At 43.2% G+C, this 20663-nt stretch carries 17 protein-coding genes and 1 tRNA gene; all 18 read right to left on the bottom strand.

The annotated features are described in order from the left end of the window. On the bottom strand, nt 1-127 hold a 127-nt coding region (locus tag ACFSJY_RS13630; RefSeq protein WP_386035195.1), incomplete at its 3' end, for a GTP-binding protein. A 171-nt stretch (nt 128-298) separates the two neighbouring features. Then, nucleotides 299-2395: an elongation factor G gene (gene fusA, locus ACFSJY_RS13625; protein WP_386035226.1), complete on the bottom strand. Its 2097-nt coding sequence runs from the start codon at nt 2393-2395 to the stop codon at nt 299-301. A 158-nt stretch (nt 2396-2553) separates the two neighbouring features. Further along, the gene (gene rpsG, locus ACFSJY_RS13620; protein WP_386035224.1) at nt 2554-3027 is read right to left on the bottom strand and encodes a 30S ribosomal protein S7; all 474 of its coding nucleotides are present in this window, start codon (nt 3025-3027) and stop codon (nt 2554-2556) included. An 85-nt stretch (nt 3028-3112) separates the two neighbouring features. Then, nucleotides 3113-3487, bottom strand: coding sequence for a 30S ribosomal protein S12 (rpsL, locus tag ACFSJY_RS13615; RefSeq protein ID WP_386035222.1), 375 nt, complete (start codon nt 3485-3487; stop codon nt 3113-3115). Between the two features lie 311 nt (nt 3488-3798). Then, entirely contained in the window at nt 3799-8034 is a 4236-nt protein-coding gene (gene rpoC / locus ACFSJY_RS13610) for a DNA-directed RNA polymerase subunit beta' (protein WP_386035220.1), read from the bottom strand. A 99-nt stretch (nt 8035-8133) separates the two neighbouring features. Then, nucleotides 8134-12162 carry a DNA-directed RNA polymerase subunit beta gene (gene rpoB / locus ACFSJY_RS13605; RefSeq protein WP_386035218.1) on the bottom strand — a complete coding sequence of 1343 codons (4029 nt, stop codon included), beginning with the start codon at nt 12160-12162 and terminating at the stop codon, nt 8134-8136. Between the two features lie 326 nt (nt 12163-12488). Then, nucleotides 12489-12857 (bottom strand): 50S ribosomal protein L7/L12, encoded by a 369-nt coding sequence (gene rplL, locus ACFSJY_RS13600; protein WP_386035216.1) that lies wholly within the window; start codon nt 12855-12857, stop codon nt 12489-12491. 84 nt (nt 12858-12941) lie between these two features. Further along, entirely contained in the window at nt 12942-13436 is a 495-nt protein-coding gene (rplJ, locus tag ACFSJY_RS13595) for a 50S ribosomal protein L10 (protein ID WP_386035215.1), read from the bottom strand. Nucleotides 13437-13733: 297 nt separating this feature from the next. Beyond that, complete coding sequence (gene rplA / locus ACFSJY_RS13590; RefSeq protein ID WP_386035213.1) at nt 13734-14429, bottom strand: 50S ribosomal protein L1; 696 nt, start codon at nt 14427-14429, stop codon at nt 13734-13736. 4 nt (nt 14430-14433) lie between these two features. Beyond that, nucleotides 14434-14862, bottom strand: coding sequence for a 50S ribosomal protein L11 (gene rplK / locus ACFSJY_RS13585; RefSeq protein ID WP_386035211.1), 429 nt, complete (start codon nt 14860-14862; stop codon nt 14434-14436). Between the two features lie 205 nt (nt 14863-15067). Next, nucleotides 15068-15631, bottom strand: a complete 564-nt coding sequence (nusG, locus tag ACFSJY_RS13580) for a transcription termination/antitermination protein NusG (protein WP_386035209.1) — start codon at nt 15629-15631, stop codon at nt 15068-15070. Nucleotides 15632-15634: 3 nt separating this feature from the next. Then, nucleotides 15635-16015 (bottom strand): preprotein translocase subunit SecE, encoded by a 381-nt coding sequence (gene secE, locus ACFSJY_RS13575; protein WP_386035207.1) that lies wholly within the window; start codon nt 16013-16015, stop codon nt 15635-15637. Between the two features lie 79 nt (nt 16016-16094). Then, nucleotides 16095-16171, bottom strand: a tRNA-Trp gene (locus ACFSJY_RS13570). A gap of 130 nt (nt 16172-16301) precedes the next feature. Then, complete coding sequence (locus ACFSJY_RS13565; protein ID WP_386035205.1) at nt 16302-17459, bottom strand: nucleotidyltransferase family protein; 1158 nt, start codon at nt 17457-17459, stop codon at nt 16302-16304. 4 nt (nt 17460-17463) lie between these two features. Continuing rightward, nucleotides 17464-18642, bottom strand: a complete 1179-nt coding sequence (locus ACFSJY_RS13560) for a hypothetical protein (protein ID WP_386035203.1) — start codon at nt 18640-18642, stop codon at nt 17464-17466. A gap of 51 nt (nt 18643-18693) precedes the next feature. Then, entirely contained in the window at nt 18694-18882 is a 189-nt protein-coding gene (locus ACFSJY_RS13555; RefSeq protein ID WP_386035201.1) for a hypothetical protein, read from the bottom strand. Nucleotides 18883-19008: 126 nt separating this feature from the next. After that, on the bottom strand, nt 19009-19983 hold the full coding sequence (locus tag ACFSJY_RS13550; RefSeq protein ID WP_386035199.1) for a prolyl hydroxylase family protein: 975 nt from the start codon (nt 19981-19983) through the stop codon (nt 19009-19011). Between the two features lie 97 nt (nt 19984-20080). Beyond that, nucleotides 20081-20663, bottom strand: a 583-nt coding sequence (locus ACFSJY_RS13545) for an EF-Tu C-terminal domain-related protein (protein ID WP_386035197.1), incomplete at its 5' end; no start/stop codon positions are given.

The raw sequence follows: 20663 nt of genomic DNA, 5'->3' as shown, positions 1-20663 counted from the left end.
CACCACCGTAGTGCTTAGTTAATACTGCTGAGATAGCAGCTGTTAAAGTAGTTTTACCGTGGTCAACGTGACCGATAGTACCAACGTTAACGTGCGGTTTCGAACGTTCAAATTTTTCTTTAGCCATTTTAAATGTACCTTAAAGATTAACAATTAAATTTAATTTTTAGCACTGAGCGATTGTTGACCACTGAGCAGCAAGGCACGTATTTTAGAGAAACGTATTTCTCTTGTCAAAACAATGCCAGTGCCTTGTGCACTATCGCTTAGCACAAGAAGATTAACCCTATAAAATAGGTTAACCTCCTCGGGATTCAATAACTGAGTCAGCTACTGCTTTTGGTGCTTCCGCGTACTTCGAAAACTCCATTGAGTAAGATGCGCGACCTTGCGTTGCACTACGCAAATCAGTCGCGTAGCCAAACATCTCAGCTAAAGGCACTAGTGCGTTAACTAACTTCATGCCAGCTGGGCCTTCGTCCATCCCATCGATCATGCCGCGGCGACGGTTTAAGTCACCTACCACATCACCCATGTTCTCTTCAGGCGTTGTTACTTCAACTTGCATCATTGGTTCAAGAAGTGCAGGGTTAGCTTCTAACGTACCCTTCTTAAAGCCCATAGACGCCGCGATTTTGAACGCCATTTCGTTAGAGTCAACATCATGGTAAGAACCATCGTAAAGTGTGACTTTAACGCCAAGCAACGGATAGCCAGCTAATACACCTGCTTCCATTTGCTCTTTACAACCTTTCTCAACTGCTGGGATGTACTCTTTTGGTACTACACCGCCAACAATTTCATTAACGAATTCGAAGCCATCGCCTTCAATTGGCTCAATTTTAAGCCAAACGTGACCGAACTGACCGCGACCACCTGATTGGCGAACGAACTTGCCTTCGGCTTCAACCGCTTTGCGAATCGACTCGCGGTAAGCAACTTGTGGCTTACCTACATTACAATCAACCTTGAATTCACGCATCATACGGTCGACGATAATGTCTAAGTGTAGTTCACCCATACCTGAGATAATGGTTTGGCCTGACTCTTCATCAGTTTCTACACGGAAAGATGGGTCTTCTGCAGCTAGTTTACCTAACGCAATACCCATTTTTTCTTGGTCAGCCTTAGTTTTCGGCTCCACTGCAACAGAGATTACCGGCTCTGGAAATTCCATACGCTCTAACGTAATCACATTATTTGGATCACATAAGGTGTCACCGGTTGTGACATCTTTAAGGCCGATTGCCGCAGCAATGTCACCCGCTCGTACTTCTTTGATTTCTTCTCGGTTGTTCGAGTGCATTTGCACAATACGTCCAAAGCGCTCTTTTTTACCTTTAACCGGGTTATAAACACTATCACCCGTTTGAACAACACCTGAATAGGTACGGAAGAAAGTTAACGTGCCGACGAATGGGTCTGTAGCGATTTTGAATGCTAGTGCTGCAAATGGCGCATTGTCATCTGCTTCACGTTTTCCTTCAGATTCGTCTTCATTAATACCTTTAATCGCTTCAACTTCTGTTGGCGCAGGTAAATATTCAACAACAGCATCTAGTACTGCTTGTACACCTTTGTTCTTGAATGCAGAACCACAGGTAGTTAACACTATTTCATTGGCTAGCGTACGCTGACGTAATGCCGCTTTGATGTCTTCTTCTGATAGCTCACCTTCTTCAAGGTACTTTTCCATTAAGTCATCATTTGCTTCCGCAGCTTCAGAAACAAGGTTTTCATGCCATTCTTCAGCTAATTCAACCATGTCAGCAGGGATGTCTTCATATGTGAATGTCATCCCTTGGTCAGCGTCATTCCAGTTGATTGCCTTCATTTTTACAAGGTCTACAACACCAGTGAAATCTTCTTCACTACCGATAGCTAACTGGATAGGAACAGCGTTCGCGCCTAAGCGATCTTTTACCTGGCTTACAACGTTAAGGTAGTCTGCGCCCATGCGGTCCATTTTGTTCACGAAAACCATGCGTGGAACCGCATACTTTTCCATTTGGCGCCATACGGTTTCCGTTTGTGGCTGAACACCACTTGAACCACATAGAACAAGAACAGCACCATCAAGCACACGCAACGAACGCTCTACTTCAATAGTAAAGTCAACGTGACCTGGGGTGTCGATAATATTGATACGGTGGTCATCAAATTGACCTTCCATGCCTTTCCAGAAACACGTTGTTGCAGCAGACGTGATCGTGATACCACGCTCTTGCTCTTGTTCCATCCAGTCCATGGTTGCTGCACCATCGTGCACTTCACCGATTTTGTGAGACAGACCTGTGTAAAATAATACACGCTCTGTTGTTGTCGTTTTACCTGCATCAACGTGAGCGGCAATACCGATGTTACGGTAACGCTCAATAGGTGTTGTACGAGCCACTAATTCTTCCTCTGTTCTAAGACCTTATCTTTAAACCGGTCTTAAACTAACTTTAAAAAGTACTCAAACAGTTAAACACTTTTGAAAATTAGCCGTATTTGCTGAATTTTAGTATAGAAAAGCGTAGTGACAATAACATGTCACTACGCTCGTCTTTATTACCAGCGGTAATGTGCGAACGCTTTGTTCGCTTCGGCCATACGGTGAACGTCTTCACGTTTCTTAACCGCAGTACCTTTGTTCTCAGCTGCATCTAACATTTCGTTAGCAAGACGCTGAGCCATTGATTTTTCACCACGTTTACGAGCAGCTTCAACTAACCAACGCATGGCTAGAGCGTTACGACGTACTGGACGAACTTCAACTGGAACTTGGTAAGTAGAACCACCAACACGACGAGATTTAACTTCCACTGCTGGGCGGATGTTTTCTAGTGCTTCTTCGAAAAGGTCTAGATGTTCTTTCTCGTTGTTTTTTTCCGCTAAGATGTCTAATGCACCGTATACGATTTTTTCTGCAACTGCTTTTTTGCCATCAACCATAAGGATGTTGATGAATTTTGCTAATAGTTCATTTCCGAACTTCGGATCAGGTAAAATTTTACGCTGACCGACTACGCGTCTTCTTGGCATTTTAAAATTCTCCGAATTAGCTTCAGGATATTCCCAAAACAATTAATAAATAAAAGTTAGTTTGGCCTTACTTGACGGAGAACCGTTAAGATTTAGGGCGCTTAGCACCGTACTTAGAACGGCCTTGTCTACGATCGTTAACACCTGAACAGTCAAGTGCACCACGAACAGTGTGGTAACGTACACCAGGTAAGTCTTTAACACGACCACCACGGATAAGGATAACGCTATGCTCTTGTAAGTTGTGACCTTCACCACCGATGTAAGAAGTAACTTCGTAACCGTTAGTTAAACGAACACGAGCAACTTTACGAAGTGCTGAGTTAGGTTTTTTAGGTGTAGTAGTATATACACGAGTACATACACCACGGCGTTGCGGACAAGCTTCTAACGCTGGAACGTTAGACTTCGCAACTTTCTTAGTACGTGGTTTACGTACTAATTGGTTAATAGTTGCCATTATAGCTCCTGATTAAGTTAAAACTTTGTGCATAAAGCACCACAGTTATGGTGAGTTATACACTCTCTTAAACGTGTAAAAATCAATTGCCTTCTAAACCACGCAACTAGGCACAGATTAAAAGGTCGCAGAATTCTAATGGTCAAGCTTTAAGCTGTCAAGAAAAAACGAAGAAAGGATCCTTTTCGAAGACAAATTAGGATCGAACAAGGAATAAACGACTAATTTTGGTTTTTTTGTATAGCGATTGGACATTAAAAAAGGCCGCCTTATTACGGGCAGCCTTTTTGATGTTTAGCAAAAGCTATTGCTTATAATACCGGATCATTCTGATCGTTAGACTCAGCATCTAAGTCGGCATTTAATGCATCAGTTAGTGCTTGAGCTGCTTCATCAGCTGATACTGTTGCTTCATCTTCGACCGCGGCATTGCGCTTACGCATGCGGTCTTGGTGATAAGCGTAACCTGTACCCGCTGGGATTAATCGACCAACAATTACGTTTTCTTTCAGACCACGTAAGCTGTCTTTCTTACCCGCTACAGCTGCTTCAGTAAGTACACGTGTTGTTTCTTGGAACGACGCCGCTGAAATGAACGACTCTGTAGCAAGAGAAGCTTTCGTAATACCCATTAACTGAAGTTCGTAAGTAGCTGGTTGCTTACCAGCTGCTTCCAATTCACGGTTAGCAATACGTACACGTGCAACTTCTACTTGTTCACCTTTCAGGAACTCAGTATCACCGCCATCAACGATTTCTGCTTTACGTAACATCTGACGAACGATTACTTCGATGTGCTTATCGTTAATTTTTACACCTTGTAGACGGTAAACGTCTTGAACTTCATTCACGATGTAGTTTGCAACATCAGCTACACCACGTAGGCGTAAGATATCGTGCGGAGACTCAGGACCGTCGGCAATAACTTCACCTTTAAGTACTGATTCACCCTCGAACACGTTAAGTTGACGCCATTTCGGAATCATCTCTTCGTATACTTCACCGTCATTCTGAGTGATCAATAAACGACGCTTACCTTTGGTTTCTTTACCAAAACCAATGATACCTGTCTTCTCTGCAAGGATAGCTGGCTCTTTTGGCTTACGAGCTTCAAATAAGTCAGCAACACGTGGTAGACCACCTGTAATATCACGAGTCTTAGATGACTCTTGTGGGATACGTGCTAACGCATCACCGATACCAACTTCAGCACCATCTTCCAGGTTAACAATTGCGTTACCTGGCAAGAAGTATTGCGCAGGGATATCAGTACCCGCGATCATCACATCATTCCCTTTAGCATCAACTAGTTTAACCATTGGGCGCATTTCTTTACCCGCAGAACTACGTTGACCTGGGTCAGTAATTACGATGCTAGATAAACCTGTTAGCTCATCTGTTTGACGAGTCATTGTTAAACCTTCAATTAGGTCAACAAATTTGATCTTACCTGCTACCTCAGTGATGATTGGATGCGTATGCGGATCCCAGTTTGCAACTGTTTCGCCTGCTTCAATCGCGTCACCATCATGCTTGGCTAATACCGCACCGTAAGGTACTTTATAGCGCTCTTTTTCACGACCTAGCTCATCAATAACTGTTAGTTCAGATGAACGTGATGTGATAACAACGTGGCCGTCTGAGTTATTTACGAACTTAGCATTCTGTAGCTTCAATGTACCTGTGTTTTTAACCTGTACTGAGTTTTCAGCTGACGCACGAGATGCCGCACCACCAATGTGGAACGTACGCATCGTTAGCTGCGTACCTGGCTCACCGATTGATTGAGCAGCAACAACACCTACTGCTTCACCTTGGTTGATCATGTGGCCACGTGCTAGGTCACGACCGTAACAGTGTGCACAAATACCAAAGTCAGTCGCACATGTAATGATTGAGCGAACCTTAACTTGGTCTACAGAGTGCTCTTCTAACACGTCACATAATCTTTCATCGATTAGTGTGTTACGTGAAAGTAATACGTCTTCTGTACCCGGAATCAATACGTCTTCAGCAACTACACGACCAAGAACACGCTCGCGTAATGGCTCAACTACGTCACCACCTTCGATAAGTGGTGTCATTAAGATACCGTCTTCAGTACCACAGTCGTGCTCAGTCACAACTAAATCTTGCGCAACATCTACAAGACGACGTGTTAAGTAACCCGAGTTAGCTGTCTTAAGTGCCGTATCCGCTAGACCTTTACGAGCACCGTGAGTCGAGATGAAGTACTGAAGTACGTTCAGACCTTCACGGAAGTTAGCCGTAATTGGTGTTTCGATGATTGAGCCATCTGGCTTAGCCATCAGACCACGCATACCTGCTAGCTGACGAATCTGTGCAGCACTACCACGAGCACCAGAGTCAGCCATCATGAAGATAGAGTTGAATGAGTCTTGCTCTTCCATCTCACCGTCACGATTTTCAACAGTCTCTTTCGATAAGTTGTCCATCATCGCTTTCGACACTTTTTCGTTAGCAGATGACCAAATATCGATTACTTTGTTGTATTTCTCACCCGCAGTTACAAGACCTTGGTCGAACTGCTCTTGAATTTCTGCAACTTCTTCTTCAGCACCGTCGATGATTGTGTACTTCTCATCTGGGATAACCATGTCATCGATACCAACAGACGCACCCGCTACCATCGCGTAGTGGAAACCTGTGTACATGATGTGGTCAGCAAAGATAACGGTATCTTTAAGACCTAAGTTACGGTACGCGTGGTTGATTAAGCGAGAAATCGGCTTCTTACCTAAAGGCTGATCGATTAAGCTGTACGGTAAACCCTCTGGACATACTTGCCATAAGATTGAGCGACCTACCGTTGTATCGCGAAGTGAAGTAGTCGTTTCTAACTCACCGTCATTGTTACGTACGGTTTCTGTGATACGTACTTTAACGCGAGCATGTAGCTCTGCTACACCCGTGCGGTATGCTTTCTCAGCTTCAGCTGCTGAAGCGAACACCATACCTTCACCTAAACCATTAACACGCTCACGTGTTAAGTAATAAAGACCTAATACAACGTCTTGTGAAGGAACGATGATTGGGTCACCGTTAGCAGGTGATAACACGTTGTTCGTTGACATCATCAACGCACGCGCTTCTAATTGTGCTTCTAGCGTTAACGGTACGTGAACAGCCATTTGGTCACCATCGAAGTCAGCGTTATATGCCGCACAAACTAACGGGTGTAAATGGATTGCTTTACCTTCGATAAGTACAGGTTCGAATGCTTGGATACCAAGTCTGTGAAGTGTCGGTGCACGGTTAAGCATAACCGGGTGTTCACGAATAACTTCATCTAATACATCCCATACTTCTGCGCCTTCACGCTCTACTAATTTTTTAGCCGCTTTAATCGTTGTCGCTAAACCACGTGCTTCTAACTTGCCGTAAATGAATGGCTTGAATAGCTCAAGTGCCATTTTCTTTGGAAGACCACATTGGTGTAGACGAAGCGTTGGACCAACGGTAATTACAGAACGGCCAGAGTAGTCAACACGCTTACCAAGAAGGTTTTGACGGAAACGACCTTGCTTACCTTTGATCATGTCAGCAAGTGATTTCAATGGACGCTTGTTAGAACCAGTAATCGCACGACCGCGACGACCATTATCTAATAACGCATCAACTGATTCTTGAAGCATACGTTTTTCGTTGCGCACAATAATATCTGGTGCAACTAAATCTAGAAGACGCTTCAAACGGTTGTTACGGTTAATTACGCGACGGTATAGGTCGTTCAAATCAGATGTCGCAAAACGACCGCCATCTAGTGGTACTAGTGGGCGAAGATCTGGTGGAAGAATCGGAAGCACCGACATAATCATCCACTCTGGCTTGTTACCAGATTGCGCGAAAGCTTCCATAAGCTTAAGACGCTTAGTGATTTTCTTACGTTTTGTTTCTGAACCAATCTCAGGTAGCTCTTCACGCATTTGCGCGATGTCACCTTCAAGATCGATTTGCTGAAGAAGTGCTAATACCGCTTCTGCACCCATTTTCGCATCGAACTCATCGCCATGCTCTTCAAGTGCATCTAAGTATTCTTCTTCAGTAAGAATTTGGCTTTTCTCAAGCGTCGTCATACCTGGTTCAGTTACTACATATGATTCGAAGTAAAGAACACGCTCGATGTCACGTAATGTCATGTCTAATAATAGACCGATACGTGAAGGTAATGATTTTAAGAACCAAATGTGTGCAACTGGGCTTGCCAGTTCGATGTGACCCATACGCTCACGACGTACTTTAGTAAGTGTTACTTCAACACCACACTTCTCACAAATTACACCACGGTGCTTAAGGCGCTTGTATTTACCACATAGACATTCATAGTCTTTTACAGGGCCAAAAATACGCGCACAGAATAAACCGTCACGCTCTGGCTTGAACGTACGGTAGTTAATTGTTTCAGGCTTTTTAACTTCACCAAATGACCAAGAACGAATCAAGTCAGGTGACGCTAATCCGATGCGGATACCATCGAATTCTTCAGTTTGATTTTGTTGCTTAAGAAACTTAAGTAAATCTTTCACACTCTATCTCCTGTCGGAGTTAACCTTTTTAGAGGGGACATTGTCCCCTCCTCGTGTGCTGACGTCTGCTACGTCAGCGCTTGTCTAGCTCTTGACCAGTTACTCTGCGTCCAATTCAATGTTGATACCTAGAGAACGGATCTCTTTAAGTAATACATTGAATGACTCAGGCATACCTGGTTCCATACGGTGATCGCCGTCAACAAGGTTCTTGTACATCTTAGTACGACCGTTAACATCATCCGATTTAACCGTAAGCATTTCTTGTAGGGTATAAGCAGCACCGTATGCTTCAAGTGCCCATACTTCCATCTCACCGAAACGCTGACCACCGAACTGAGCTTTACCACCAAGTGGTTGCTGAGTAACAAGTGAGTAAGAACCTGTAGAACGCGCATGCATTTTGTCGTCTACTAAGTGGTTCAGTTTCAGCATGTACATGTAACCTACTGTTACTGGACGCTCAAACTTACGGCCAGTACGACCATCAGTTAAGTTGAACTGACCACTTTCAGGCATGTCTGCAAGCTTGAATAAGTCTTTAATTTCACGCTCGCTTGCACCATCAAATACTGGTGTAGCGATTGGAAGACCCGCACGTAGGTTATCAGCTAGGCGCATCACTTCATCATCAGAGAAAGTATCAATATCCACTTCTTGGCGAGACTCACCAAGTGCATAAACCTCTTTTAGGAAGCTACGTAGTTTTTCAACTTTCTGCTGTGCTTTCACCATACGGTCAATTTTCTCACCGATACCGCGAGCAGCCATACCTAAGTGAGTTTCTAGGATCTGACCGATGTTCATACGAGACGGTACACCTAGTGGGTTAAGCACGATGTCTACTGGTACACCATTTTCGTCGTACGGCATATCTTCAACAGGCACAACGTTTGAAATAACACCCTTGTTACCGTGACGACCAGCCATCTTGTCACCCGGCTGGATGCGACGCTTAACCGCTAAGTAAACCTTAACAATCTTAAGTACGCCTGGCGCTAAATCATCACCTTGTGTGATCTTACGACGCTTAGTTTCGAATTTCTTATCGAATTCCGCTTTGATTGTGTCGTACTGTTCAGCAATTTGCTCAAGCTCAGACTGTTGACCTTCGTCAGACAAGTTTTGAACCAACCACTTATCGCGAGACATGCTATTTAAGTCAGACTCGTTTAGACCAGCTGAAAGAAGAAGTTTCTTCGCACGAGCGTAAATACCATCTTCTAGAATTGAGAACTCGTCACCTAAGTCTTTCTTAACTTGCTTAAGCTGCATTTCTTCAATTTCTAGCGCACGCTTATCTTTCTCAACACCATCGCGAGTGAAGATTTGAACGTCGATGATAGTACCTGAAACAGAGTTAGGTACACGTAGTGAGCTGTCTTTAACGTCAGCAGCTTTCTCACCGAAAATAGCGCGTAATAGTTTTTCTTCAGGTGTTAATTGTGTTTCACCTTTAGGCGTTACTTTACCTACAAGGATGTCACCACCTTTCACTTCAGCACCGATGTAAACAACACCAGACTCGTCTAGCTTGCTTAACGCTGATTCACCAACGTTCGGGATATCTGAAGTAATTTCTTCGCTACCAAGCTTCGTATCACGAGCGATACAGCTTAGTTCTTGAATATGAATTGTTGTGAAGCGATCTTCTTGTGCTACACGCTCAGAAAGCAACATCGAATCCTCGAAGTTGTAACCATTCCAAGGCATGAATGCGATACGCATGTTTTGACCAAGAGCCAATTCACCCATATCTGTAGAAGGACCGTCAGCTAATACATCACCACGTACAACCGGATCGCCCATGTGAACGTTAGGACGTTGGTTAATACATGTGTTCTGGTTAGAACGTGTGTATTTAGTCAGGTTGTAAATGTCGATACCTGCTTCACCAGGAATCATCTCGTCTTCGTTAACTTTTACAACAATACGAGACGCATCAACGTAATCTACAACACCACCACGCTTAGCAACCGCAGTAACACCAGAGTCGACCGCTACGATCTTCTCCATACCCGTACCAACAAGTGGCTTGTCCACTTTCAATGTTGGTACCGCTTGACGTTGCATGTTCGAGCCCATCAATGCACGGTTAGCATCATCGTGCTCTAGGAACGGGATAAGCGACGCAGCTACTGAAACGATTTGTTGTGGCGAAACGTCCATGAACTGAACTGATTCTTTAGACATCAACGTAAATTCGTTCTTGTGACGACACGGTACTAAGTCGCTCACTAGACGACCTTTTTCGTCTACTTCAGCATTTGCCTGTGCGATAACGAAGTTACCTTCTTCAATCGCCGATAAGTATTCAACGTCATCAGTCAACACGCCGTCGACAATCTTACGGTATGGTGTCTCTAGGAAACCATAATCGTTAGTGCGTGCGTAACATGATAATGAGTTAATTAGACCGATGTTTGGACCTTCCGGCGTTTCGATAGGACAAACACGACCGTAGTGCGTTGGATGAACGTCACGTACTTCGAAGCCTGCACGCTCACGAGTCAAACCACCTGGGCCTAATGCAGAAATACGACGCTTGTGCGTAACTTCTGATAGCGGGTTGTTTTGATCCATGAACTGTGAAAGTTGTGATGAACCAAAGAATTCTTTAACCGCTGCCGAGATTGGCTTAGCGTTAATCAAGTCTTGTGGCATAACCGCATCTAAATCACCAAGTGATAAACGCTCACGCACTGCACGTTCAACACGTACAAGACCAACGCGGAATTGGTTTTCAGCCATTTCACCGACAGAACGGATACGACGGTTACCTAAGTGGTCAATATCATCCACTTCGCCTTTACCGTCACGGATAGCAATCAACGTCTTCATTACTGAAATAATGTCGTCGTTTGAAAGTGTGCCATCACCTACAGAGTCTTCAAGACCAACACGACGGTTGAACTTCATACGACCAACAGTTGATAGATCGTAACGCTCTAATGAGAAGAATAAGTTTGCAAACAAACCTTCTGCCGCATCTTTCGTTGGTGGCTCACCAGGACGCATCATGCGGTAAATTTCAACTAATGCTTCTAAGCGGTTAGTTGTTGTATCTACACGAACAGTATCTGACATGTATGAGCCCACATCGAACTCGTTCATGTAAAGTGTAGAAATCTTCTTGTGGCCCGCTTGGCTAAGTTCAGCAAGAAGTTCTAACGATAGCTCAGCGTTTGCTTCAGCAATCACTTCACCTGTTGACTCATCAACGTATGCTTTAGACAGTACTTTACCAGTGATGTACTCAGCAGGTACTTCAAGCTCAGTCACATTTTCTTTGCTTAATGTGCGGATATGACGCGCTGTAATACGACGGCCTTGTTCTACAAGTACATCACCGTTTGGCAGTTTAACGTCAAACGTTGCTGTTTCACCACGTAAACGCTCAGGCACAAGTTCCATAATTAACTTGTCGCCTTTGATTTCGTAGTCAGTTGTGTCGTAGAACAAATCTAAGATTTCTTCAGTAGAGAAATCTAATGCACGTAAGATAATCGACGCAGGAAGTTTACGACGACGGTCAATACGTACGAATAAGTTGTCTTTCGGATCAAACTCAAAGTCTAACCAAGAACCACGGTAAGGAATAACACGAGCGTTGTATAACACCTTACCAGAAGAGTGTGTTTTACCTTTGTCGTGATCGAAGAACACACCAGGTGAACGGTGCAATTGAGATACGATTACACGCTCAGTACCATTAATAACGAACGTACCGTTCTCAGTCATTAATGGGATTTCGCCCATGTAAACTTCTTGTTCTTTGATATCTTTTACCGTGCCCGCGGCTGCTTCTTTATCGTAAATCACTAGACGTAATTTAACGCGAAGAGGCGCTGAGTATGTAACACCACGTATTTGACATTCTTTAACGTCAAATAGTGGCTCACCTAAACGGTAGCTAACGTATTGTAATTCTGAACTGCCAGAATATGCTTTGATTGGGAAAATTGAACGAAATGCAGCTTCTAAGCCTGTTTCGCCAGTAGGGTCAATATCAATGAACTTTCTAAAAGATTCGAGTTGGATGGACAGCAAGAATGGGTAATCCATCACTTGCGCACTTTTACCGAAGTCCTTTCTAATTCGTTTCTTCTCAGAGTAAGAGTAAACCATGGGGTTCCTCAGCTAGCTGGGTTGTACCGAATCCGTCTTACATTTGTCGACAAAATCTAAGACGGGCTTTTTGCTTTGACATTAAATGCCAAGTTGATTAAACACTCGGTGGCGAATATTCAATCAACTTGGCTTAAGTCGTATTTTTTTTCTTATAATAAGCGGCCTTAGGGACGACCAACTTACTATATTGCACTGTTTTGCTTTTAAAAAAAACCACTTTATGTGGGGTTTTAAAAAAATAGCATTTATTAGCGCAAAAAGGCCGGTGACGTTTAAATCACCAGCCATTGCCTAATTAGGCAGCTAATCTGTCAAATGGCAGATTACTTGATAGATACAGTTGCGCCTGCTTCTTCAAGTTGTGCTTTAAGCTCTTCAGCTTCAGCCTTTTCAACACCTTCTTTAAGCGCTTTAGGAGCTGATTCAACAACTTCTTTCGCTTCTTTAAGGCCAAGACCAGTTGCACCACGAACAGCTTTGATTACAGCAACTTTGTTGCCACCGAAGCTTTCTAGGATTACGTCGAATTCAGTTTGCTCAGCAGCAGCACCGCCTGCATCGCCACCAGCAACAGCAACAGCAGCTGCAGCAGATACGCCGAACTTCTCTTCCATTGCTTCAACTAATTCAACAACTTCCATTACTGACATGTCAGCAATTGCGTTTAGGATATCGTCTTTAGAAATAGACATTACTTAATTTCCTATGTTTAAAACAGTAAATTACTGTTTGATATATAACTATTAAAACAAAAACCGCGTATTGGTAATGTAAAATTACGCAGCTTCTGACTCTTTCTGATCGCGAACTGCTGCAATTGTACGAACAAGTTTGCCTGCAGATGCTTCTTTCATAGCGCTCATTAAACGTGCGATTGCTTCGTCGTATGTAGGTAGCTTAGCTAGCATTGCTACATCAACTACTTCACCTTCGTACGCTGCAGTTTTAAGTTCAAAGATTTCGTTTTCTTTCGCGAAATCAGAGAAAATACGTGCAGCTGCACCTGGGTGCTCGCTTGAGAATGCGATTAGTGAAGGACCAACGAATGATTCTTTCAAACATTCGAATGGAGTACCTTCTACTGCGCGACGCGCTAACGTGTTACGAACAACTTTCATCCATACACCGTTTTCACGTGCTTGCTTACGCAATGCAGTAATCGCTTCAACTGTTACGCCGCGAGAATCGGCAACAACAGCTGATTGAGCGCCAGTGGCAGCTTCTTGAACTTCAGCAACAATTGCTTTTTTATCATCAAGATTGATAGCCATCGGCTTTTACTCCTGGTTCACCGGATAAACCGGTAATTTATATCCCCTAAACCAATTGGATACACCAACCCGTTTAGGCCATTACGGCGAGGACCAGAAATTTAAGGAAATTTCACGGTAATCACCATCTACGCAGGCATTAATTAAGGCTTCTAATTGTAAAAACAATTAAAGCCACCTACGGTCTTGGACGGGTACTGCAGCAATTTTCAAATGAAAACGTACAGTTCCTACCAAAAATAAGGGGCCGAATTATAGTTCAATAATTAGCCCCTGTAAAGCTTCAACTCAAGAAGATTAGAAGTTCAGTGAACCTTGTTCAACTGAAACACCAGCACCCATTGTAGTAGATACTGAAATTTTCTTGATGAATTGACCTTTAGCGTTTGCTGGCTTAGCTTTCTTAAGCGCTTCCAACAATGCTTCTAAGTTCTCTTGTAACTTAGCGTCTTCGAAATCAACCTTACCGATTGTAGTATGGATGATACCGTTCTTGTCGTTACGGTAACGGATTTGACCAGCTTTAGCGTTGTTAACAGCGCCAACTACGTCAGGAGTTACAGTACCAACTTTCGGGTTAGGCATAAGGCCACGTGGACCTAAGATTTGACCTAATTGGCCAACTACGCGCATTGCATCTGGAGTTGCAACTACAACGTCGAAGTCCATGTTGCCAGCTTTTACTTGCTCAGCAAGGTCTTCCATACCTACAACATCAGCACCTGCTTCTTTCGCTTTCTCTGCATTTGCACCTTGAGTGAATACAGCAACACGAACCGTGCGACCAGTACCGTGTGGTAGTACAGTTGCACCACGAACGTTTTGGTCTGATTTACGAGCATCGATGCCTAGGTTTACAGCAACGTCTACACTCTCGTTGAACTTAGCAGTAGCAAGTTCTTTAAGAAGAGAGATAGCTTCGTTGATTTCGTAATCTTTTAATACGTCTACTTTTTCACGGATAAGACGAGCGCGCTTTGATAATTTAGCCATTCGATTAACCCTCTACCACTAAGCCCATTGAACGAGCAGAGCCCGCGATAGTGTTTACAGCTGCGTCCATGTCGCCTGCTGTAAGATCTGGTTCTTTCATCTTAACGATTTCTTCAAGTTGAGCACGTGTAACAGTACCTACTTTTTCAGTGTTAGGACGACCTGAACCTGACTTGATACCAGCAGCTTTCTTAAGTAAGTAAGATGCAGGTGGAGTCTTAGTTTCGAACGTGAAAGAACGGTCATTGTATACAGTAATTACTACTGGAACTGGAGCGCCTTTGTCTAGAGAATCTGTTTTTGCGTTGAACGCTTTACAGAATTCCATGATGTTAACACCGTGTTGACCAAGAGCTGGACCAACTGGTGGTGACGGGTTAGCTGCACCAGCAGCTACTTGTAGCTTGATTAAAGCTTGGACTTTTTTAGCCATCTTTAAATTACCTTCATTATGGGTGTTATCGCTAGTTCTATCGAACACGACTCTTTGCTTAAAAAAGCGCAGAGTTAGCTCCCCGTGGGTTTAAAAATTCACCGTTTTTGAGCCAACTTTCGCCCGCTCAAATAAAAACGGCAGCGGATTATAAATTAATCAACGCTGCCGTTTCAAGATCTTTTTAGCGGAAGGGTGTTAAATATTAAGCACCTTTCTCCACTTGACCGAATTCAAGATCAACTGGTGTAGAGCGACCGAAAATAAGAACCGATACCTTGATGCGGTTTTTCTCATAATCTAACTCTTCAACAACACCGTTGAAGTCTGCAAATGGGCCGTCAATAACGCGAACCACTTCACCCACTTCAAATAACGTTTTCGGCTTAGGTGCATCCGTTTCTTCAAGACGTTGAAGAATACGATCTGCTTCTTTTTGCGTGATTGGCATTGGGCGCTCAGTCGTGCCACCAATGAAACCAAGTACACGAGGTACTGACTTCACTAAGTGCCATGCCTCTTCATCCATCGCCATTTCTACTAATACGTAGCCAGGGAAGAATTTGCGTGCAGATTTACGCTTTTGGCCAGCGCGCATTTCTACAACTTCTTCAGTTGGTACAAGAATTTGACCGAACTTGTCTTCTAAGCCGTGAATTTCAATGTGCTCAAGCAATGTTTTTTGTACACGCGCTTCGTAACCTGAGAACGCTTGTACCACGTACCAGCGAAGTTTAGGCTTGTTCTCTGTGATTGATTCGTCAGACATAATCTATACCTGTAAGCCAGTAATAAAACCAACAACCCAGAATAATACTGAGTCTAGACCCCACAATAGTAATGACATGATTAATGTCGCTACTAAAACGATACCCGTTGTTTGTACCGCTTCTTGACGAGTAGGCCATACAACCTTACGTACTTCAGTGCGAGATTCTTTTGCGAATGCAACAGCTGTGCGACCTTTCTCAGTTTGCATTGCAATTAAACCTGCAATGATCACTGCTGCCACTACGCCAATTGCGCGCACAAGCACTGATTGATCTGCGAACATGTAGTTAGCAACAACAGCACCAATTAATAGTAGAAGCGCAACGCCCCACTTTAATCCATCAAGAGAACCAGTTTGTTGGTTTTCTGTACTTGCATTCATAAATTTGACCTGTAATTTCCGTCTTATCGACCACTACACCTTTGCCTAAAGCAGAGGCTTCGTACTTTCGTACTGAATTTGGCAGGGGTAGAGAGATTCGAACTCCCAACCGTCGGTTTTGGAGACCGCTGTTCTACCAATTGGAACTATACCCCTAAATTTACTTACACTTAGCGAGTGAATCTTAGTTTTGTTTCGGGAAAATTAAGAGATACTCTAGAAGTGAGCCCGCTATTATACTGAGTCAATTGATTTACTCAAGCGTTAAATCATCTCTGCTCTGCTTTTAGCGATTAGCGTCAAAAAAGCGCTTCAACAAGCTTGGATTAGCAACTTGTAGGATGTGTCTACCAAATTGTTTAACCCAACCTAAAATAAGCGAATGATTTTCACCAAAATTTGCTTTGATATTGTGCTTAGCATACATAGCCAATTGTGCTCTTACAGCAGGGAGAAAGTGGCTGCCTGGTTTTGCGTCAACATAGCGCTTTATAGCTCGCTCTAACCTACCCTTTAATTCAGTCGACTGTTTGGGTGTAATTGGTGTGTCTATTTTAAAGAGTTCTTTTAATACAAATAGCGAAAACTCCAGCGCATAAAATCGGTTCGCTAATTGAAAGCGTGTACTTACTTCATGCCAATCTATTTCTTGTTCATAAGACTTCACAAGCAGATATAAATTGGTTATTTGCTGCATATCAATATGCAAACTGTCATATGCTCTGTCAGAAATCTCATTATGCGCAATACACACAATAACTTGATGAGTAGGTGTTAACCCTCTAAAAGCACATGCATTATTATTCAACACTTGCCCATCGTTATTTTCAATAAACTCAGCATTTTTCCAGATGAGCGACTCTGGCAAAATAGCGTGGGCAATATCTCTTAGCGGTGCTCGGTGCAATTCAACAAAACAAGTTTGCGCAGGATTCAGCAGTGGTGCGACATGATGATGACTATCTTCGACTATTGCGCTCTCCTCCTCCGCAACATATCCCCTTTTTACTAGTACGTTTTGCGCTTGTTCCAGATGTTCAACCGCTAAAATAAGATCGATATCTTTCATAAAACGTATCGATGCAGGTTGACTAATTCCAGCCAGCAATGCATGGGCCCCTTTAAAGGCTATAGCTGTTATGTCCTGCGCCTTAAAATGAGCGTTGAGCGCTGAAAGTTCTTGCCCTATTTGATACGCACGTTCGATGTAGACTTGCTCTAACTCTTGAAGGTAGCTTGATACCTCCTCTGAGAGACAATGTAAAATATTGGCAGTTCTTAACGCAGAGACTAAATGACCAGTCAACCAATACTGATTGGCTAGCTCAATAATACCTAGGTAAGTATCTTCCACCTTAAACAACGAAAGCATGTCTTCTGACGACAATCTGCCAGATAAACAGTCGGCAAGTTGGTAAAAGGTTTGGTCTAAGAGATAGTTCAACAGATTACCCTATCTCATCAAGTAGTCTGACAGCATCCCCTGTAGAACCATAATTAAGCTCATACTTTCCAGCGTTAACTAAAAGCGTTAATAGCTCATCAACTATAGTTTCGCTTAACTCTGTGCCCACTTGGTAACCTCCTTCTACAAGCTTCTGTAACGTTTCAATCACCGTTAATGATCGTTTGTTAGAGTTTGCTCCTACTGTGTATTGTGGAAATGCCATTATTAAACGCGTTTCTCTGCCCTCTGCGCTTTGAATGGATGAGTGATAAAAACATTTTTTAGTGTCTGGCCAGATATATTTCACGTGTCTGCCATCAAGTCTTTCCCATATCCGTGTTGATTTATCACCATTTAGTGCTTCATCTATCAGCCCCCAGCTTCCGGGTTTTAAGGCGATTGGCAGCTCAAGCTTCTTTATACCGAAGTCACCTTCAAAAACAATAAACTCATCAGAGTAAAAATCATCAGCATATTCACTTAGCGCCATACTCAATGTCGATTTTCCTGCACCAGAAACGCCAGGTAGCAAAACTTCTTTTTGCTTATAGGAAAAAGCAGCACCGTGAAAACAAAAAGAAAAGCCTTCTCGCTGATATGCGAGTATCTGCAAGCGATCAATGATCTCAGGTAACAATTGCATCTCGGTAAGATCACGCAATACTTGATGGCCATTGACAGTTAGCGAGTATTCGTCCTCTTCTTTATCACACTGGAAGTAAAAGTGTGGGTCGTTTTCCTCAGTGGCTATTGGCGCAAAAAGCTTAAGGCATGAATCAAAGCGAGCACCAGCAGGCAAACCAATTCTCGTTATCGTATTAGCAACCTTAACCGTTAAATAAGAAAGGCTATTAGCCGTAGACTGGACACTTTCGCCATATCCACTAAAAGTGCCGGCAGTTAGCTCGGGATACATCTTATTTATGTAGTCGCCATCCGGGATACCGGGCTCTAACCAACCCGACAACTGTATTAAAGATGGGTCTGTAGGGTCATATTTAGACAGATAGCTATCAATTGATGCTGCACTTGAAAGCTCATCTAATGAGAAAAGATGTGCGAGAGCAGAGGTATTAAGAAACTGTAGTGACTGTCTTGACGTATCGAACAATAAACCTTCGCTACCCTCAAGGTAGGCGATAAGGTGTTTGCTATTGAGGCGTAGTTTTTCTATTGCCATAAAACAAAAAACCGACTTTAACGTCGGTTATAAATCAGTTTAAACAGCCACTTAACAGCCAAAATTACCATTCTTTTTACACGACTTAGGCGCAGCTGATGTTGAAGGGCTCATTAATGTTGAAGCAGCAATAGGGGTAATAGCTGCTAATTTTCCGTATTTTTTGATAAAAGAGCGACGAGATTCTTCCGCTGTTGACTGCGCTTGCTCTTCAATTTGATTAACTTCTTTTTTGCTCATGAGTTAAACACCTCTTTTACATCTTCCGGACATAGTATAGGAATTGTACGTAAAATAACATATTCAAGTTGTAACAAAAGTGTCATAAGCATACACTTCAGCTACTTTATATGGCGCCGAAACGAGTCATTCAGAAGCACTAGCACCCCAAAGCCCTTGCCTCAACCAAAACGGTTTATCGCGAAACCAGAGTGTCATTATCCACTTTTCTCCTGACTTAACTTCCGCGCCTCGATGAATACTTTTCACTAAACGATTACCGTCCGCATCGGCATTATCGAAGGTAATAATTTGGCCCGTTTTGGCCTTGAGAGAAAGCTTTGCCAACTTAAACTCGGTTTCTCCGCCTTCGAAATCGTCGTTCAGGTTTAAGATTCCGGTTTTAACACGTTGTCCAAATTGCTGGATTTGGTTTTCTATTTCTTGATTGTGAGGATAAATATGATCGTAATGCCAGTGATAATATTGACCAGGTAGATATCGCAGTACAACCGGTGGCTCGGCAAACCCAATCGGCATACCTACCATATTCGCGGTCAAGCGCTCCATAATAGCTAGCTCAAGCGAGTTATTTGGTAGAGGAGTAAAAAATTGGCTGTTATTGCGAATCGACTGGTCTTGACTCCCTGCCCCTTCAGAACCAAACAACGTGACATCTTTTAATTGTGGCGCTATTTGCTGTCTAACTCTTTCGAATAATGCCAAAGGTAAGTTGGTTTCTGCTGTTTGTGCGGTGTCCTCATAACACTCTTGGTCACCCTGCCAGTTGATAATGGCTCCGACGGTACTAGTGAAATCAATCAACACCTGTTTGTCGATATCGCCAATACCTTCAGCTAACGCTGATGTTTCCACATCTATCTGAACATCATTTGATAGCGAAATGCCGTTAACTAATATCTGAACTTGCTCTAATGTCACCACCTGCCACTTCAGCGCAAAGGCACAGCACAAAATCAATTCACGCTCACTCACTTCGCTGCGAAGTGCATGGACAAACCACTGATAGGCAAACGCTTTATCTTTGCTAGCAAGCTGCAATACTTTTTGCTCAATTAAGCGACCAAAGTGCTTTTCTTCCAGGAAATGTAATAACGACATAACAGAACGTACTCATGACTCATTCAAGACATTATAAAAACAAAAAAGGCCGCAAATGCGACCTTTTTCGTTGTTTGTATTCTAGAATCTATCGATATTATTCGATGATTTTAGATACAACACCAGCACCTACTGTGCGGCCACCTTCACGGATAGCGAAGCGTAAACCTTCGTCCATCGCGATTGGGTTGATTAGCTCAACAACAAACTTCAAGTTGTCGCCTGGCATTACCATTTCTACACCTTCTGGTAACTCTACTGCACCAGTGATGTCAGTTGTACGGAAGTAGAACTGTGGACGGTAGCCTTTGAAGAATGGCGTGTGACGACCACCTTCATCTTTAGTTAGTACGTATACTTCTGATTCGAACTTCGTGTGTGGGTTGATTGAACCAGGCTTACATAGTACTTGACCACGTTGTACTTCTTCACGCTTAGTACCACGTAAAAGAACACCACAGTTCTCACCAGCACGACCTTCGTCTAGAAGCTTACGGAACATTTCTACACCAGTACATGTAGTAGAAGTAGTTTCTTTGATACCTACGATTTCTACTTCGTCACCTACTGTGATGATACCGCGCTCTACACGACCAGTAACAACAGTACCACGACCTTGGATTGAGAATACGTCTTCAATCGGAAGGATGAAGTCACCGTCAATCGCACGCTCTGGCTCT

The sequence above is a fragment of the Thalassotalea euphylliae genome (assembly GCF_042682785.1).
Lineage (GTDB): Bacteria > Pseudomonadota > Gammaproteobacteria > Enterobacterales > Alteromonadaceae > Thalassotalea_F > Thalassotalea_F euphylliae.
The sequence above is the reverse complement of the archived record's forward strand: the minus strand, read 5'-3'. Positions and strand labels throughout refer to the sequence as shown.

Bases quoted from the DNA above. Each gene is read 5' to 3' on its own strand.
- rplL (WP_386035216.1), bottom strand. From the start codon at position 12,857: ATGTCTATTTCTAAAGACGATATCCTAAACGCAATTGCTGACATGTCA.
- rpoB (WP_386035218.1), bottom strand. From the start codon at position 12,162: ATGGTTTACTCTTACTCTGAGAAGAAACGAATTAGAAAGGACTTCGGT.
- rplA (WP_386035213.1), bottom strand. From the start codon at position 14,429: ATGGCTAAATTATCAAAGCGCGCTCGTCTTATCCGTGAAAAAGTAGAC.
- rpsG (WP_386035224.1), bottom strand. From the start codon at position 3,027: ATGCCAAGAAGACGCGTAGTCGGTCAGCGTAAAATTTTACCTGATCCG.
- secE (WP_386035207.1), bottom strand. From the start codon at position 16,015: ATGAATGCAAGTACAGAAAACCAACAAACTGGTTCTCTTGATGGATTA.
- nusG (WP_386035209.1), bottom strand. From the start codon at position 15,631: ATGTCTGACGAATCAATCACAGAGAACAAGCCTAAACTTCGCTGGTAC.
- ACFSJY_RS13560 (WP_386035203.1), bottom strand. From the start codon at position 18,642: ATGGCAATAGAAAAACTACGCCTCAATAGCAAACACCTTATCGCCTAC.
- ACFSJY_RS13550 (WP_386035199.1), bottom strand. From the start codon at position 19,983: ATGTCGTTATTACATTTCCTGGAAGAAAAGCACTTTGGTCGCTTAATT.
- ACFSJY_RS13555 (WP_386035201.1), bottom strand. From the start codon at position 18,882: ATGAGCAAAAAAGAAGTTAATCAAATTGAAGAGCAAGCGCAGTCAACA.
- rpsL (WP_386035222.1), bottom strand. From the start codon at position 3,487: ATGGCAACTATTAACCAATTAGTACGTAAACCACGTACTAAGAAAGTT.
- rplK (WP_386035211.1), bottom strand. From the start codon at position 14,862: ATGGCTAAAAAAGTCCAAGCTTTAATCAAGCTACAAGTAGCTGCTGGT.
- rplJ (WP_386035215.1), bottom strand. From the start codon at position 13,436: ATGGCTATCAATCTTGATGATAAAAAAGCAATTGTTGCTGAAGTTCAA.